General features: G+C 35.0%; 14 protein-coding genes. 4 read left to right on the forward strand and 10 right to left on the reverse strand.

Annotated elements, in window-relative coordinates; genetic code table 11:
• The 4 genes from RBR53_01940 to RBR53_01955 form a co-directional block, all read right to left on the reverse strand.
• Positions 1-610, reverse strand: a 610-nt coding sequence (locus RBR53_01940; GenBank protein MDY0131405.1) for a sulfite reductase, incomplete at its 3' end; no start/stop codon positions are given.
• A 54-nt stretch (positions 611-664) separates the two neighbouring features.
• Positions 665-1,612: a 4Fe-4S binding protein gene (locus RBR53_01945; GenBank protein MDY0131406.1), complete on the reverse strand. Its 948-nt coding sequence runs from the start codon at positions 1,610-1,612 to the stop codon at positions 665-667.
• A complete protein-coding gene (locus RBR53_01950) occupies positions 1,612-2,049 on the reverse strand; it encodes a hydrogenase iron-sulfur subunit (protein MDY0131407.1) in 438 nt (145 codons plus the stop codon). The genes RBR53_01945 and RBR53_01950 overlap by 1 nt, the downstream gene beginning before the upstream one ends.
• A 58-nt stretch (positions 2,050-2,107) precedes the next feature.
• Positions 2,108-5,143, reverse strand: a complete 3,036-nt coding sequence (locus RBR53_01955) for an FAD-dependent oxidoreductase (protein ID MDY0131408.1) — start codon at positions 5,141-5,143, stop codon at positions 2,108-2,110.
• Between the two features lie 254 nt (positions 5,144-5,397).
• Here RBR53_01955 and miaA point away from each other — a divergent pair, with 254 nt between their 5' ends.
• Entirely contained in the window at positions 5,398-6,318 is a 921-nt protein-coding gene (miaA, locus tag RBR53_01960; protein ID MDY0131409.1) for a tRNA (adenosine(37)-N6)-dimethylallyltransferase MiaA, read from the forward strand.
• Positions 6,319-6,347: 29 nt separating this feature from the next.
• Here the strand turns inward: miaA and RBR53_01965 are convergent, their stop codons facing one another.
• Positions 6,348-6,866 (reverse strand): DUF4124 domain-containing protein, encoded by a 519-nt coding sequence (locus RBR53_01965; GenBank protein ID MDY0131410.1) that lies wholly within the window; start codon positions 6,864-6,866, stop codon positions 6,348-6,350.
• A gap of 99 nt (positions 6,867-6,965) precedes the next feature.
• Here RBR53_01965 and RBR53_01970 point away from each other — a divergent pair, with 99 nt between their 5' ends.
• The 3 genes from RBR53_01970 to RBR53_01980 all read left to right on the forward strand — a co-directional run bounded on the left by RBR53_01970 (position 6,966) and on the right by RBR53_01980 (position 10,230).
• Positions 6,966-8,879, forward strand: a complete 1,914-nt coding sequence (locus RBR53_01970; GenBank protein MDY0131411.1) for an ABC transporter substrate-binding protein — start codon at positions 6,966-6,968, stop codon at positions 8,877-8,879.
• Positions 8,876-9,406, forward strand: coding sequence for an O-acetyl-ADP-ribose deacetylase (locus tag RBR53_01975; GenBank protein ID MDY0131412.1), 531 nt, complete (start codon positions 8,876-8,878; stop codon positions 9,404-9,406). The genes RBR53_01970 and RBR53_01975 overlap by 4 nt, the downstream gene beginning before the upstream one ends.
• A 224-nt stretch (positions 9,407-9,630) precedes the next feature.
• Positions 9,631-10,230 carry a YrbL family protein gene (locus RBR53_01980; protein ID MDY0131413.1) on the forward strand — a complete coding sequence of 200 codons (600 nt, stop codon included), beginning with the start codon at positions 9,631-9,633 and terminating at the stop codon, positions 10,228-10,230.
• Here RBR53_01980 and RBR53_01985 read toward each other — a convergent pair.
• The 5 genes from RBR53_01985 to fabZ all read right to left on the reverse strand — a co-directional run bounded on the left by RBR53_01985 (position 10,206) and on the right by fabZ (position 15,334).
• Positions 10,206-11,963 carry an ABC transporter ATP-binding protein gene (locus tag RBR53_01985; GenBank protein ID MDY0131414.1) on the reverse strand — a complete coding sequence of 586 codons (1,758 nt, stop codon included), beginning with the start codon at positions 11,961-11,963 and terminating at the stop codon, positions 10,206-10,208. The two genes, RBR53_01980 and RBR53_01985, sit on opposite strands and share 25 nt — an antisense overlap.
• Before the next feature lie 158 nt (positions 11,964-12,121).
• Positions 12,122-13,276 (reverse strand): lipid-A-disaccharide synthase, encoded by a 1,155-nt coding sequence (gene lpxB, locus RBR53_01990; GenBank protein MDY0131415.1) that lies wholly within the window; start codon positions 13,274-13,276, stop codon positions 12,122-12,124.
• Positions 13,269-14,105, reverse strand: coding sequence for a UDP-2,3-diacylglucosamine diphosphatase LpxI (gene lpxI, locus RBR53_01995; protein MDY0131416.1), 837 nt, complete (start codon positions 14,103-14,105; stop codon positions 13,269-13,271). The genes lpxB and lpxI overlap by 8 nt, the downstream gene beginning before the upstream one ends.
• Before the next feature lie 9 nt (positions 14,106-14,114).
• Complete coding sequence (gene lpxA, locus RBR53_02000) at positions 14,115-14,888, reverse strand: acyl-ACP--UDP-N-acetylglucosamine O-acyltransferase (protein ID MDY0131417.1); 774 nt, start codon at positions 14,886-14,888, stop codon at positions 14,115-14,117.
• Positions 14,885-15,334, reverse strand: a complete 450-nt coding sequence (gene fabZ, locus RBR53_02005) for a 3-hydroxyacyl-ACP dehydratase FabZ (protein ID MDY0131418.1) — start codon at positions 15,332-15,334, stop codon at positions 14,885-14,887. Before fabZ ends, lpxA begins: the two co-directional genes overlap by 4 nt.

Genomic DNA, 15,334 nt, shown 5'->3' on the forward strand with positions numbered 1-15,334 from the left:
GTTCTTTTAGCTCTGCAATTTTTGCTTCTATTCCTGAATCACCTTCTGCAAATCCTGCTGCTGCTGCAAATTTTTCGCCTTTTTCTGTTAAAACCTTTCCTATATAATTATCTCCTGCATCTGCAAGTATTATATCAAGGCATGATTCATCAAAAGGACCTGTACCGCAGCTTAAGCTGAAATTTACTGATGAAGGATTGTTTTCCGCCATTCCCACAAGAGTAATGTTTTCGTATCTTCTCTCAAAATAAGGGTCTATATAATCATCTGTTATAAAGTTCTTTTTTAAAATTTCAACTGCTTTTGCATCATAGGGACGAATTCCCACAGCTGCACGGGGAGTTTCATCAAAAGGCATTTCTTCTAATATATGATGCCCTTCTTTTTCATTATCAAGGCTGTAGGTAAACATTACTTCCGACTGGGGAAGAACTACTTCCTTTACCGACATTCTGGTCTCAACATAATCAAGGTCTGGAATTTCTCCATTTTTAAGCTCCCTGAATGTGTGACCTTTTTTTGCTTTTACCGGACCTGCAAGTCTAAAAGACTTTTGCGCTTTTTCCATTGCACCGGCCCAATCTGATTTTTTTACACTTATCATTTTCATGGCTGTTCCTTTTTCATCTCCTCAAGGTTCATTATCCACATGGTATCTTAGGGCCTACTTTATAAACTCATTGGGGTCATTGATTTTGTATTGATCAAGTGCAGGACGCTGCTCAAGATCCATTCCAGCTTCAAAACCAAATTTTTCCACGCAGTCTTTTATTGTTTTACGTGTAAAATACCTCATTTTTATATCCATGGGACACGCAGCTTCACATGCTCCGCAGTCTGTACAGCGACCTGCGTCATGAAATGCTCTTAAGAGATGATAGGTCTGCACATCTGTTTCATTGTCGCTCTTCCCTACCCACTGGGGGCGGGATTCGTCAACAAAACATGTAGGACAATAGCAGAGCGGGCAAGCGTTTCTGCAGGCATAGCAACGAGTACATTCTGAAAGAAGTTCTCCAAAAAAGTTCCATCTTTCATCTGGACTCATTTTTTCAACTTTTTCCACATCGGCAAACCTGTTTTCTATTTCAAGCTCAGGGACTTCTTCACCAACAAGCTCGTCAAATATTACAGGATTTCTTTTGATGCAGGTCTTACAATTTGCCTGTAAAACCTCTGTTTTGACTACTTTCTTTTCAAAGCCTTCACCCTTGATTGTGATGGTTTCATTATCATCTTCAACTGAAGTAATTTCACCATCTGCATGGGCAAGTAAAGAAGCTTTATCTGCTAGGCCTGTACAAGGCACACCTATAATATAAAGCTGTTCCCGTTTTATTTTATTTTCAATTAAATGAGTTATAAGGTTTCTGCTGTCACATCCCTTAACTACTATTCCAATTTTGTCTTTACGGTTGGTCAGGTAATTTACAAGGTTCATGCGGCAGTTGCAGTCAAACACTAAGTTTTCTGCATCCTTTTCACTTTTTGCCATATAGGGCTCGGACATATAGCCAAGAGTTCCTTTTCGGAACCCCATTACTACATCTACCTTTCCCTCTTTTAAAATCTTTTTTGATATTTCTTTTATTTTATCTGTATATGCGTCCATTAGTCAGTATCCTTAGTTGGGTAACGCTTAACAAATTTTTTGTTTGGGCCTAATGCCTTCACTTTTTCTGAAACCTGATTTGCAACATCTGAAAATTTTATTGCTTCAGCAGATGAAATCCATGAAAAATGAAGTCTGTCTTCTTCAAGACCTACAAATTCCATAAGGTTCTTGAAAAGCTGAAATTTACGGCGTGCATAATAATTACCTTCCAGGTAATGGCAGTCTCCGGGATGTCAGCCGGAAACCCAAACTGCGTCAGCACCCTCTCTTAATGCCGAAAGAAAAAACTTGGGGCTCATTCTTCCTGTACATGGTATTCTGATAACTCTGATATTGTCAGGATACTGAAAACGGCTTACACCTGCAAGATCTGCTGCACCATAGCTGCACCAGTTGCAGAGAAAACTCACAATTTTTGGTTCATATTCACTCATTGCCAAACTCCTTGATATATAAAGTCTCCGCTTAATAAAAAGCGGAGAACCCTTAGTTTTATGCGTTTACTGCAAAAATCTGGCTGAAAATCTGATCATTGTCAAAACCATTATGATGGATTGCACCTGAACGACAAGATGCAACACAAAGACCACAGCCTTTGCAAAGAACTGGATTAATTTCTGCTCTGCCTGCAAATGGACCTTCTGTAAGAAATGAAGGCGCTGAATATGGACAAACACTTACACAAATTCCACAGCCACTGCACAATACAGGATCAACCCTTGCAATTTGACCGCTTGTAAAAATTTCTTTTCTTGCAAGAAGTGTGATTGCTCTTGCAGCAGCAGCCTTGCCCTGGGCAATTGCTTCGTCAATTGGCTTTGGATAATGGGCTATACCTGCAAGAAAAACACCATCTGTTGAAAACTCTGATGGTCCAAGTTTTGCGTGGGCTTCAATAAAAAATCCATCTTCATTCACCGGAAGCTTGTAAAACTGGGCAAGAGCCCCTACTTCATTAGGAACAATAGCTGTTGCAAGCGAAATAACATCTGGCTCTATTTCAAGATCACGGTTAAGAACATGATCTTTAACAACTATCTTAAGATTTCCATCTTCAACTGAAACTTTAGGTTTGTTTTCAAGATCGTACCTTACAAAAAGAACTCCTGCATCCCTTGCTTCCTTGTAAAGATATTCTTTTTCACCATAAGTTCTTAGATCTCTGTAAAGGATAAATACATTCATATCCGGCTTACGGCGCTTCAATTCAAGAGCACTGTCAACAGAATGGGTACAGCAAACCTTTGAACAATACATCCTTTCAGGCTCACGGGAACCTACACACTGAACAAAGACTGCACAATCAGCATCTTTAACAAGAGGATCGTCAGCCTTCATTTTTGCATCCATCTCAAGGGTTGTAAGAACCCTTGAATCTTTTCCGTACATATATTCGTCAGGAGTGTAAGCTTTTCCACCTGTAGCCATTACAGCTATCCCATGTTCAAGAAATGCTTCCTGACCGTTTTCAATAAGTTTTGCATTGAAATTTCCAACAAAACCATCAACACTTTCTATTGTGGTATTAAGATGAACTTTGATTTTATCATTTGCATCTATTGCTTCAACCAGCTCTGCAACCTTATCTGAGATAACCTCACCCTGGGGTGTTTTATAAAGTTTTAAAGCATTTCCGCCAAGCCTGTCTGCTTTTTCAATGATATGAGCTTCATACCCTTGAAGAGCAAGAGTTTCGGCAGCAGCCATTCCTGCAAGACCGCCTCCAACTATCATAGCTGACTGGCCAACCTGGAGCTGAGCTTCAGAAAGAGGGTTTTGAAGTGCAATTTTTGCAACACCCATTCTTACAAGATCAATTGCTTTTTCTGTTGCCTTTTCAGGGGTGTCTCTATGCACCCAGGAATCCTGGTTTCTTATATTAACCATCTCAAACATATACTTGTTAAGACCTGCAGCCATGAGAGTTTCCTGGAATAAAGGCTCATGGGTTTTTGGAGTACAGGCTGCTACAACTATCCTGTTAAGATTTTGCTCCTTGACAATCTCAATCAGCTTGTCCTGAGTATCCTGGGAGCAGGAAAACATATTGTCGGTAGCATATTCAACATAAGGCAGGCTTTTTGCATATTCAGTAACTTCAGGAACATTAACAACACCGCCAATATTAATTCCGCAGTGACATACAAACACACCAATTCGTGGAGCTTCCCCAAAAACATCCCTTTCAGGTATGGTTACTATCTCCTTGAGCAAGGTTCCTCGAACAGAAGCAAGGTTTTCACCTGCAACACCAGCAGCAGCACTTGCATCAATCATGGACTGGGGAATATCCCTGGGTCCAAGAAAAGCACCTGAAGCAACAATACCTTTTCTTGATGTCTGAACAGGAGTAAACGTACCGGTCTGAGCAAAATTACCAGGAGTAAGTTCAATATTTAGTTTTTTAGCAAGCTCAATTGTAGTAGGATCAATTTCAAGACCAACAGAAAGAACAATCATGTTAAAGACTTCGTCTTTGATATTTCCAAAGTCGTCAACATACCTAACTTCAAGATCGTCTGTTTCTGGCACAGGATTTATTGTATGCACCCTGCTTCTAACAAAACGGACTCCGTCTTCCTTGGCTTTTTCGTAATATCTTTCAAAATCTTTTCCATGGGTTCTCATATCCATATAAAAGATAGCACAGTCAAGGTCATCACCTGAATGCTCCTTGGCAATCACAGCTTCTTTTATTGCATACATACAGCATACAGAAGAGCAATACCCATTGTCACACCGATTGATATCCCTTGAACCTATACACTGAAAAAAAGCAATCTTCTTAGGTTCTTCTTGATCTTTTGACTGCTTTACAAGATGTCCAAGAGTAGGTCCTGAAGCAGAAAGAAGTCTTTCAAACTCAAGAGCTGTAACTACGTTTGGAAATTTTGAATACTGGTAAGTATCGAAAACTGAAGGATCAAAAGCCTTAAATCCCGGAGCAAGAACCAAAGAACCAACATTAATCGTTACAGTTTCAGGCTTGTCATCATAATTGATTGCTCCTGTAGGACATGTTTTCTCACAAAGTCCACACTTGCCTCTTGTAAGCATGATACAGTTTTCTGCATCAATTGAAAACTTAAGAGGAACAGCCTGATCATATTCAACATAAATTGCTTTTCTCTTCTTAAGACCTGCATTGTAATCGTCATCCACCCTCTTGGGACATTTCTCAACGCAGGCACCGCAAGCAATACACTTGTCCATGTCTACGTATCTAGGCTTTTTCAAAACCTCTACTTCGAAATTTCCCTCTTCTCCTGAAATTGATGTTACTTCACTAAGAGTCATCAATTCAATATTTTGATGCCGGCCGACCTCGACCAGTTTAGGTGAAATAATTCACATTGCACAGTCGTTGGTTGGGAATGTCTTGTCTAACTGGGCCATCACACCGCCGATGGACGGTTTCTTTTCAACCAGATAGACATAGTACCCTGCGTCAGCTAGATCAAGGGCTGTCTGCATCCCTGTGATACCACCGCCAACAACCATTGCGGCTCCAACGAGTTCTTTTGACATAATCTCTTCTCCTGTTAAAATTTTGCAAAAATTGCTCTTATCTTCTGCAACTTTTCAGATATTAAACTTTTGAGGGTTGATAACCCTGCTATTGATTTCTTAGCCAAATTCAAGATTTATTTATTTAAATATTATATCAGCAAACATATCCATATCGGCTATTTTAAAGGTTGTCAATACATTTAGTTCTGTTATATATCATCAAAAAATACTTAAAAAACAATAGGTAATTTGAAAAATAAAGAACAAAAACCATGGAAGATAATTCCCCAAAAATTGTAATTATCTGCGGACCCACAGGAATTGGCAAAACCTCAATGACAATTGAGCTTTTTTCCAAATTCCCATCAATTGTAGTAAGTGCTGATTCCATGCAGGTATATAAACTGATGGATATAGGAACAGCAAAGCCCAGTTTACAAGAAAATAAAAAAGCTTTTCACCATCTAACAGACATTTGTTTCCCAAATGATGATTTTAATGCAGGAAAATTTGTTGAAAAAGCAGATGCCCTTATTCAAAAAGCTCACAGCAAAGGTAAAATCTCGATTATTGCAGGAGGAACTGGACTTTATATAAAAGCACTTACAGAAGGAATTTTCAGATCAAAACCTGCTGATAAAAAAATAATTGAATCATTATATGAAAAAGAAAAAATCCATGGCAAAGGCCATCTTAAAAAACTTTTATCGATTCATGACCCCGAAGCTGGATTAAAAATACACGAAAACGATATTTTCAGGCTTGCCAGAGCCCTGGAGTGTTTTTTTTCAACCGGCCAAAAAATTTCCCAGCTCCGCAAAGAAGATAATTATAAAAAATACCAAGTTTTAAAAATCGGACTTTATATGGAAAGAAGCCTTTTATATAAAAGGATAGAATCAAGAGTTGATCAGATGATGGAAGACGGATTTTTGGAGGAAGTTAAAAAACTTAGAAACCTTGGGTATTCACCTGAACTAAAATCCATGAATTCTCTTGGATACAAACATATGAATCTTTTCATAGACAAAGAGCTCTCCTTTGATGAAGCAGTTGAACTGATGAAAAGAGACACAAGAAGATATGCAAAAAGACAGCTTACCTGGTTCAGACGCGATAATGAAATAAACTGGCTTTTACCCAATGAAAATAAAAAAGCTGAAGAGCTTATAAAAAATTTTATTTCTTCCTGACTTAAAAAAAGCCCGACTCCATTTGAACTTTATTCTTTTTCCTTATTGAGCTTTTCATTGTACACACTCACATCTTTGTCAAATTTAACCCTTTTTTCTTCATAATTTTTTACAAGGACATTTAACTCTTCAAGTTTTTCAAAATATTTCTTTGACTGGTTTTTGGTTTTTACTCCTTTTTTAAACAGCTCAATGGACTTTTGCTTTTCTACAAGAATATTGTATTCCTTATCAAGACTGATCTTTCTTTTTTTCAATTCTTCTGCTTCTTTTAAAAGCCAGGAATTATCATCAACACCAAAATCCTGCTCAACTTCTTCCAGGTTCTTTGTTTCAAAAGTCTTTTTTTCAACAGCCCGGGTTAAGGTTTTCTCATTAACAACCACCTGAGTTTTAAATTTGTCGGGAATATTTGAGTAGTCATCTGTATAATGCAAAACACCTGAATCGTCAGTATAACTGTAAAATTCAGCGATTGCATTGGAGGAAAAAAAGAAATATAAGAGTATAAAAGTAAGGTTTATAAAAAAATTTCCTGAATTTAACATCCCAGTCTCCGTTAAATTTTGAATTTGACAGCTGATTAAGAAATCAGGTACCCACAAAATATTAATGGAAAAAAACTAAAAATCAAAGGTTTTAATAAGATGGATAAAACAAAAGTTCTTAGTCTTGCAATTTTATTGTTTTTAATCTCAGGGTGTGCGGCGTTGAAAAAAGATGAGCTTCATCAGCTGTACTCTGAGGTTGAAAAAACAAAATTTGAAACAGCTGAGCAAGCTTTTAATGATAAAAACTATGATAAAGCAAAAGATCTATATATTCAATTCATAAAAGAGTTTCCAGCCTCCTTTTATCTTCCAGAAGCATATCTAAAAAAAGCTCTGATAACAGAAACAACAAATCCAAAAAAAGCCTTGGGTTTCTACCTTAAAATAATTTCTGAACATCCTGATTCAGATGCTTTTTTTGAAGCTTCCATCCACTCAGCAAATATATTTATTGATCTAGGAAAGCCTGAAAAAGCCCTTCCAATTTGCGATAGAGCATTAAAAAAGACCAAGAGGGAAGATACAAAAATAAGATTTTTATATATAAAGGCAAATGTTTTTTTAAATCTTGAAAACTACTATCAGGCTGCTAAAATTTATAATGAAATATATAAAAAAGACTCTGTTCAATATCTGCAAATCAGACCCTTATTATCCACAGCTGCCTCAAAAATGGATAAAAAATCTCTTTTAAAATCCTTTGACTTGTTTTCAAACGATGATGCTTCAGCTCTTTTTAAAAAATATTATGCCCTTGCCCTTTTTAAAGAAAACAACAAAGAAGAGGCAAAAAATATTTTAAATGAAATTTTAAAAAACTACCCTGAAACTGAAACATTTAATGAGGCAAAAGCTCAGCTTAAATTGATTGAAAGTCAGGACAAAATATCAATAGGAGTAATCCTCCCCCTTTCAGGACAACTTTCCCCTTATGGAGAAATGGCTTTAAAAGCAATTCAATTTGCTGTTTCTGAATTTCTTTCAATAAATCCTGAGGTTGAAATAAGACTTTTTATTGAAGATAACAAATCTCTTGAGTCAGGTTCCAGGGAAGCTGCTGAAAAACTTATAAACAATAAAGTTTCCGCAATAATTGGCCCTTTTCACACTGCTGAAGCTGCTTGTGAATATTCAGAGGCCAACCTTATTCCCATAATTGCAATGACCCATAAACCTTCAATAACCAAAAACAAAAACTTTGTATTCAGGCATTTTATAACCCCGTCAATGCAGGCAGAAGCTCTTGTAAGTTTTGCAAAAGAAAAACTTTTAATAAATTCTTTTGCTATTTTATATCCTGATGAATCCTATGGAGAAATTTTCATGAACTCTTTTTTTGACTCCGCAAAAAAACATAGTTGTAATATTATGGGAGTTGAAAAATACAACCCTGATTCAGCTGATTTTTCCGAGCCCATCAAAAAACTCACAGGCCTTTACCATAAGGGTTTAAGAGAAATTCAAGCTGAAGTTAAGGAAGAAGAGGTAGAAAAAGAAGAGGAAAAAAAATCAAAAAAAGATGAAAAACTAAAACCAATTGTTGATTTTGAGGCTGTATTTATCCCAGACGGCCCCTTTCAAACCATTGCTCTTGCTCCTCAGCTTGCTTATTTTGATGTGTTTGACCCTGTATTTTTAGGGCCAAATTTATGGGAAGACGAAAAACTGATAAAATCAAGCGAAGGTTATATAAAAAAAGCCTATTTTGCATCTCTTTTTTACCCCGGCTCTTCAAAGGAAAAAGTTAAAAAGTTTTTGATTTCATACGAAACTCTTTTTGGAAACAAACCTGGTTTTATTGAAGCTTTGAGTTATGACAGTGCAATGATAGTTTTTGAATCTGTAAAAAAAGCAGGCTCCTCTTCACCTCAAAAAATAAGAGATTCCATTAAATCAACCCCTGTATTTGACACTATTACAGGCCCAACTTTTTTTAATCTAAACGGGGAATGTATTAAAGAGCTTATTATTTTAAAATCAGATTCTAAAGGAATAAAGGAAGCAAAATGAAAAATATAATTGAAAATATAAAAATAATTAAAGACGATATCACTAAAATTAAAGCTGATGCAATTGTCAATGCAGCAAACAATTCTCTTCTTGGGGGAGGCGGAGTTGACGGAGCAATTCATAAAGCAGCCGGCCCCATGCTTTTGGAAGAATGTAGAAAACTTGGGGGTTGCAAAACAGGAGAGGCAAAAATTACTCAGGCTTTTAATATAAAAACAGCAGATTACATAATCCACACACCAGGCCCTGTTTATAAAAACCAGAAAAATGACCCAATCCTTCTTGAAAACTCTTATAAAAACTCCCTTTTAATTGCTCTTTCAAAAAAACTAAATTCCATTGCTTTTCCTGCAATAAGCTGCGGGGTCTATGGTTATCCCCCTGAAAAAGCCGCTTCAATTGCAATCAAAACCTCAGCTGAGTTTTTAGAAAAAAACAATTTCCCAAAAACTATTATTTTTGTTCTTTTTTCAGATGAACTTAAAAAAATATATACAAAGAAATTAAATCTTTTAGTGACCACTTAGAAACTAACACAAAGCTAAGTTTTTCAGATATTGATTAAGTAATTTAAATTTAACAATTTTTAATAACCTTTAATAATCAAAGCTAAGTTCTTAACACTTGAAATGATTTTACTTGAATTTGGTATTCAACTTAGATAAATTGTTATTTCTTTAGTTTAACCTAAACTGAATAATCATATTTTTAAATTAAAAACACTGGTTTGTTTAAAAAGGCAGGTAAAGAAATGGTTAAGTTGAATCCAGAGCTTTTTTTAGCTCAAGGAGCTCACAAAAAATGCTATATTCATCCCCATGATAACAACCTATGTATTAAATTGCCCAAAAAAAACCATATTCAGGATGTGGTTAAGGAAGTAAACTATTACAAACACATCAATAAAACAAACTCAGGCAAAAACTTTATATCCAGCTACAAAGACACTATTGAAACAAATCTTGGCAAAGGTTATGTTTTTGAACTTGTAAAAAATTACGATGGAACAATTTCCAATTCACTTGAGTTTTATTTAAAAAACTTAAATAAATATATAAAAAAAATTCCCTATTTTAGGCAGGCTTTTTTGGAAATGAAAGAAAGCCTCATCAAAGAAAATATAATTACAAGAAATTTAAAAGAGCGAAACATACTTGTCCAAAAAATTTCAAAAGATAAAATCAAATTTGTTATTATTGATGATATTGGCCCAACAGAATTTATTCCTCTTGTTCTTTATTTCAGGCCTTTAGCTCAAAATAAAATTTTAAGAAAAATTTCTAGATTTAAAAATAATTTAACAGCAAAATATGAAAAACTCAAAGATTATCCAGCAGATTCAAGATACTGAAGCTCATATAAAACTTTGTAAGGACCATTGTTTTTGATAAGCTCAAGATGAGTCCCAGTTTCTTTTATTTCACCATTTTCTATAACTACTATTCTGTCTGCATTGGATATGGTAGAAAGTCTATGGGCTATCATAAATGTTGTTCTGCCTTTCATAAGATTTTCAAGAGCTTTTTGAACTATTTTTTCAGCATTTGTATCAAGTGCTGAAGTTGCTTCATCAAGAACCAAAATAGGAGCATCTTTAACAAGAGCCCTTGCAATACAAAGCCTTTGTTTCTGCCCTCCTGAAAGCCTGTTCCCAAATTCTCCAATAACAGTATCAAAACCTTCTGGAAAATCCATTATAAAATCATAGGCATAGGCAGATTTTGCAGCCAGAACAACATCTTCAAAACTAGCATCAGCTTTACCGTATGCAATATTGCTGTATACAGTATCATTAAACAAAATAGGCTCCTGAGTTACAAAAGCGACTTGATCCCTTAAATTGGAAAGCTTGATCTTTTTTACATCAATATCATCAATTAAAACTTTCCCTTTTGTTGGATCAAAAAACCTTGGAATAAGATTAACCAATGAAGTTTTACCTCCACCGCTCATCCCAACAAGGGCAATTATTTCTCCTTTGTTTGCTTCAAGATTTATATTTTTAAGAATATATTCATCTGATCCCTTATATTTGAACCAAACATTTTCCATTTTTACAAAATGGGATTTTTTTTCAATTGTAACAGCATCTAAAGCTTCTGTAAGATCGGATTTTCTTTCAATTATATCATAAACCCTGTCAACAGCTGAAAGACCCTGTTGAACTGCATTATTAAGCTTTGATATTTTTTTAACAGGATCATAAAGCATAATTACAGATGCAAGAAAAGATATAAAAGTTCCTGTTGTATACACACCTGAAATAACCCTTGAACCCCCATACCAGATAATAAAGGCAACACCTGTTCCTGCAAGAACTTCCATCACTGGAGATGAAAGAGCTTTTACAATTGCATTTTTTATTTCCATTTTAAAAATAAGTGATGTTTTTTCATAAAACCTTTCCTTTTCATAGTTTTCCATGGAAAAGGCCTTGATTATTTTGGCTCCCACAATAGTTTCATGGGCAAAGGAATTCATTTCAGCCATTGCCTCCTGACAGCCTGTGGAAACTTTTCTTACCTTTCTTCCAAAATAAATTATTGGATAAAAAGCAAGGGGAAGAATTAAAATTGCAAAAAGAGCAAGGCTCCAAATTTGATAAAAAATAACTCCTATGAGAAAACAAATTGTAAAAAAGTCTCTCAAAGTTGATGTTATTGTGGTGGATACCATACTTTTGATTATATTTACGTCATTGGAAAGCCTTGACATAAGCTCTCCTGTTTTTTCACCTTCAAAAAAAGAAAGGGGGAGATCCTGAATTTTTGAATAAAGGCTATCTCTTATTTTTCTGATAATAACCTGCCCTATATAATTTAAAAAATATTCTTGCCCATAAAGTCCAATCCCCCTTAATAAATAAATAAACAATACAGCAAAGGGTAAGAGTTTAAGCATATCTTCTTTTTTATTTATGAACACATCGTCTAAAACAGGTTTGATCACATAGGCTGAAGCAGCAGTTGAAGCTGAAACCATCAGCATACATACAATAGCAAACAAAAGATGAACCCATTTACTTTTAAGGTACCCTGCAATTTCTTTGTGTCTTTGTCTTATTTCAAATTTTTTAAAAAACATAAAAATCAATCTCTAGTTTAATTAATCTAGTTTTTTCTCCAGCAAAACCAATTAATCGTAAATTGATCTGGCTTTACTTTTCAAGTTTATAAATTTACCAATGTCGCTTGGATTATTATCAGATACTTTCACAAAAATTACAAATTTCTAATCTTTTCTTAATTATCTGCCATTTCAATGGCTATTCTAGAAGTTCTTTCTGCCACTCCTTTATTTCCAAGCATGGATTTGACTTCTTTTAAATCCTTTATCATTTTTTCATAAGCATCTTTTTCTTTGAGATAATAAACCACTGCGTTTTTAAGTTTTTTTGGTGTGGCAGCTCCTTGAATAAATTCAGGAATAACTTCCCTCCCAGCTATTATTGAAGCTAGTCCTATATAGGGAGTTTTTACAAGAAGTTTTCCTGAAAAATATGTAATCAGAGACACCTTGTACATTATAAGCATGGGAACTCCTGATACAGCTGCTTCAAGAGTTACTGTTCCAGATGCTGCAATTAGAAAGTCTGATTTTTCAAATACATTGTAAACGCTTTCTGTTTCAACCTCTATATCAATTAAATTTTCATAGGTTTTTACAAGGGAATAAAAAAAGGTCTCCTCACCTTTGCATGCAAAGGAAACAACAAACTTTACTCTTTCAAATTCCTTTGAAATCTCCAAAGCAGATTCAAGGATTGTTTCAAGATGTTTCCTGACCTCGCCTTTTCTTGAGCCAGGCAAAAGACCGACAATAGGAAAAGTAGAAATTTTTGAAAAATCCCTGATTTTTTTTGAAGGAATTTCATAATCAAGAAGAGGATTTCCAACAAAAGTAGAAGGAATATTAAATTCATTATAAATTTTTTTTTCAAAGGGAAAAATCAAAGAAACATGATCTGTAAATTTTTTAATTTTTTCTATTCTCTTGAAATTCCATGCCCAGAACTTAGGGCTTATATAGTATAAAACTTTTATATTATGCTTTTTTGCAAACTCAGCAAGCCTTAAATTAAAACCCGGGTAATCAATAAGAATTAAAAGGTCTGGTTTTAAATCCTTAACAGCATTCTGAGCCATTTTTTTTGCAGCAGAAATTGTTTTTAAATTTGCTAAAACATCTGTTATTCCCATAAAAGAAAGATCTTCCGACTTTAAAAAAGCTGAAAAACCTTGCCTTCTCATTTGTTTTCCGCCAATTCCAAAAACATTCAATTCAGGTCTTAATTTAAAAAGCTCTGAAACAAGATATGAACCGTGAAGATCTCCAGAGGATTCTCCGCAAACAATCATGATTTTTTTTGGTTTTAAAGAATTTTTAATTTCACTCAAATTTGAGCTCCTTTAAAAAAAGATCATCAATTCCAAGAACAGAAATTTTATTTTCATCAGCAAGAGAAATCAGTTCATCAAGATTTATTACATTGGTTTTTTCAGCTTCAACAGCAAGAACATCAAGGCCAAACTTTTTCATCTGGATAATTGTTTCAGGACCAATGGCTGGAATATCCAACCTTAAATCCTGGTTTGGTTTGGAGGTTTTAACAACAACTCCTCCTCCATGGGAAAGAGTTCCTCCTCTTTTTATGGCTTCATCAGTTCCCTCAACAGCTTCAACAGCAACAATACTTCCTCCTGAAACTACCACAGTTTGACCTATGTCAAGAAATCCTATTGCTTTTGCAGCCTCATAGCCCAATTTTATATCATTTAAGTCTTCTTTAGATGGATTTTTTTTTGTCCAGAGTCCTCTTTTTGACAAAAATTCAGGTACTAATTTTGAAGAACTGCAAACTTTTATCCCATGATTTTCCATTATTGATGAAAAAGCTCTTAAAACATTATCATCATGGGTGGTTTTTAGTTTTGCAACAGCTTTTAAAGCAAGGATATCAGGACGAACATCAAAAAAAAGCCTGGTCTTTTTAACCCCGCCAAGCAAAACTACTTCATCAACAAGATTTTTTTTAAAAAAATTTATTATTTTTTTTATCTGACCTACATAAATCCAGATAAATTTATCTGCAACTTGTTCTATTTCTGGGGAAGCCTCATTTTTAAAGCCAGCAACAAAAACATCCAAACCTTCTTTTTTAGCTTTTTTTAAAAAAGCTAAAGGGAAATCTCCATTTCCTGCAATAAGACCTATCTTTTTATTCACTTATCCACTCTATCTTGTAATTCCCCGGACGGATTTTTCTATAAAAGTTAAAAACTCTAATACCTCAGGGGTGAGTTCAACTTCTTTTTTTGCTTTTTCAAGCCCCTGACTTATTGTAAGATCCGTCCTGAAGATAAATTTATAAGCTCTTTTAAGCTGGGTAAGAGACTCATTTGTAAACCCTCTTCTTTCAAGCCCTATTTTATTAAGCCCATGAAGAGCAGCTCTGTCGCCTGAAGCAATTACAAAGGGAGGAATATCTTTTACAATGGCTGATTTTCCGCCAATGTAACAATGCCTGCCAAGGTTAACAAATTGATGTACTGCGGCAAAGCCTCCAAGAATAACATAATCGCCCACAATAACATGCCCTGCAAGGGTTGCGTTGTTAGACATTATTACATTGTTTCCGGTTTTGCAGTCATGGGCCACATGGGTATAAGACATTAAAAGATTGTTTTCTCCAACCTCAGTTATTCCCCCACCTTCGCCAGTTCCCCTGTTTAATGTAGCAAATTCTCTTATAACAGTCTTTTTACCCACTTTGAGAAAAGATTTTTCTCCCCTGAACTTAAGATCCTGGGGAATTGAACCAACAGAGGCAAAAGGAAAAATATGGCAGCCTGAGCCTAGCTCAGTATACTGATGAACCATAGCATGGGAACCTATTACACACCCTGAGTCTATCTTTACATCTGAATCTACTATGGCATAAGGCCCTATTTCCACATCCTCTGAAATTTGAGCACCTTTTTTTATAATTGCTGTTGGATGAATCTTCATTTGGTCCCTTTCTCCATTACAGCCATAAATTCAGCCTGACATACCTTTGTATCATAAACATGACATTCTCCCCTAACCTTGAATGCATTTAATTTTTTCTTAAGAATTTCCATTTCAATTATTAATTGATCCCCTGGAATCACAGGCTTTCTAAATCTGGCGTTATCTATTCCGCCCAAATAAAAAAAATCATCTGGATTTCCAAATGATTGATTAACAAGAATAGCACCGGCCTGGGCCATGGCTTCTAAAATCATTACTCCGGGCATCACAGGTTTTTCCGGAAAATGTCCCTGGAAATATGGTTCATTAAAAGTTACATTTTTAATAGCTTTAATTGTCTTACCAGGATCAATTTCAACAACTTTGTCTATCATCAAAAAAGGATACCTGTGAACCATTATCCTGAGAATTTCGTCTATATTTAGTGTTTTTTCATTTTGCAT

The organism is Desulforegulaceae bacterium, assembly GCA_034006035.1.
In the GTDB taxonomy this organism is placed as follows: domain Bacteria; phylum Desulfobacterota; class Desulfobacteria; order Desulfobacterales; family JACKCP01; genus JACKCP01.

Coding starts and splice junctions, on each gene's coding strand:
- RBR53_01945 (MDY0131406.1), bottom strand. CDS start 1,612: ATGGACGCATATACAGATAAAATAAAAGAAATATCAAAAAAGATTTTA.
- miaA (MDY0131409.1), top strand. CDS start 5,398: ATGGAAGATAATTCCCCAAAAATTGTAATTATCTGCGGACCCACAGGA.
- RBR53_01965 (MDY0131410.1), bottom strand. CDS start 6,866: ATGTTAAATTCAGGAAATTTTTTTATAAACCTTACTTTTATACTCTTA.
- RBR53_01970 (MDY0131411.1), top strand. CDS start 6,966: ATGGATAAAACAAAAGTTCTTAGTCTTGCAATTTTATTGTTTTTAATC.
- RBR53_01975 (MDY0131412.1), top strand. CDS start 8,876: ATGAAAAATATAATTGAAAATATAAAAATAATTAAAGACGATATCACT.
- RBR53_01980 (MDY0131413.1), top strand. CDS start 9,631: ATGGTTAAGTTGAATCCAGAGCTTTTTTTAGCTCAAGGAGCTCACAAA.
- RBR53_01985 (MDY0131414.1), bottom strand. CDS start 11,963: ATGTTTTTTAAAAAATTTGAAATAAGACAAAGACACAAAGAAATTGCA.
- lpxA (MDY0131417.1), bottom strand. CDS start 14,888: ATGAAGATTCATCCAACAGCAATTATAAAAAAAGGTGCTCAAATTTCA.
- fabZ (MDY0131418.1), bottom strand. CDS start 15,334: ATGCAAAATGAAAAAACACTAAATATAGACGAAATTCTCAGGATAATG.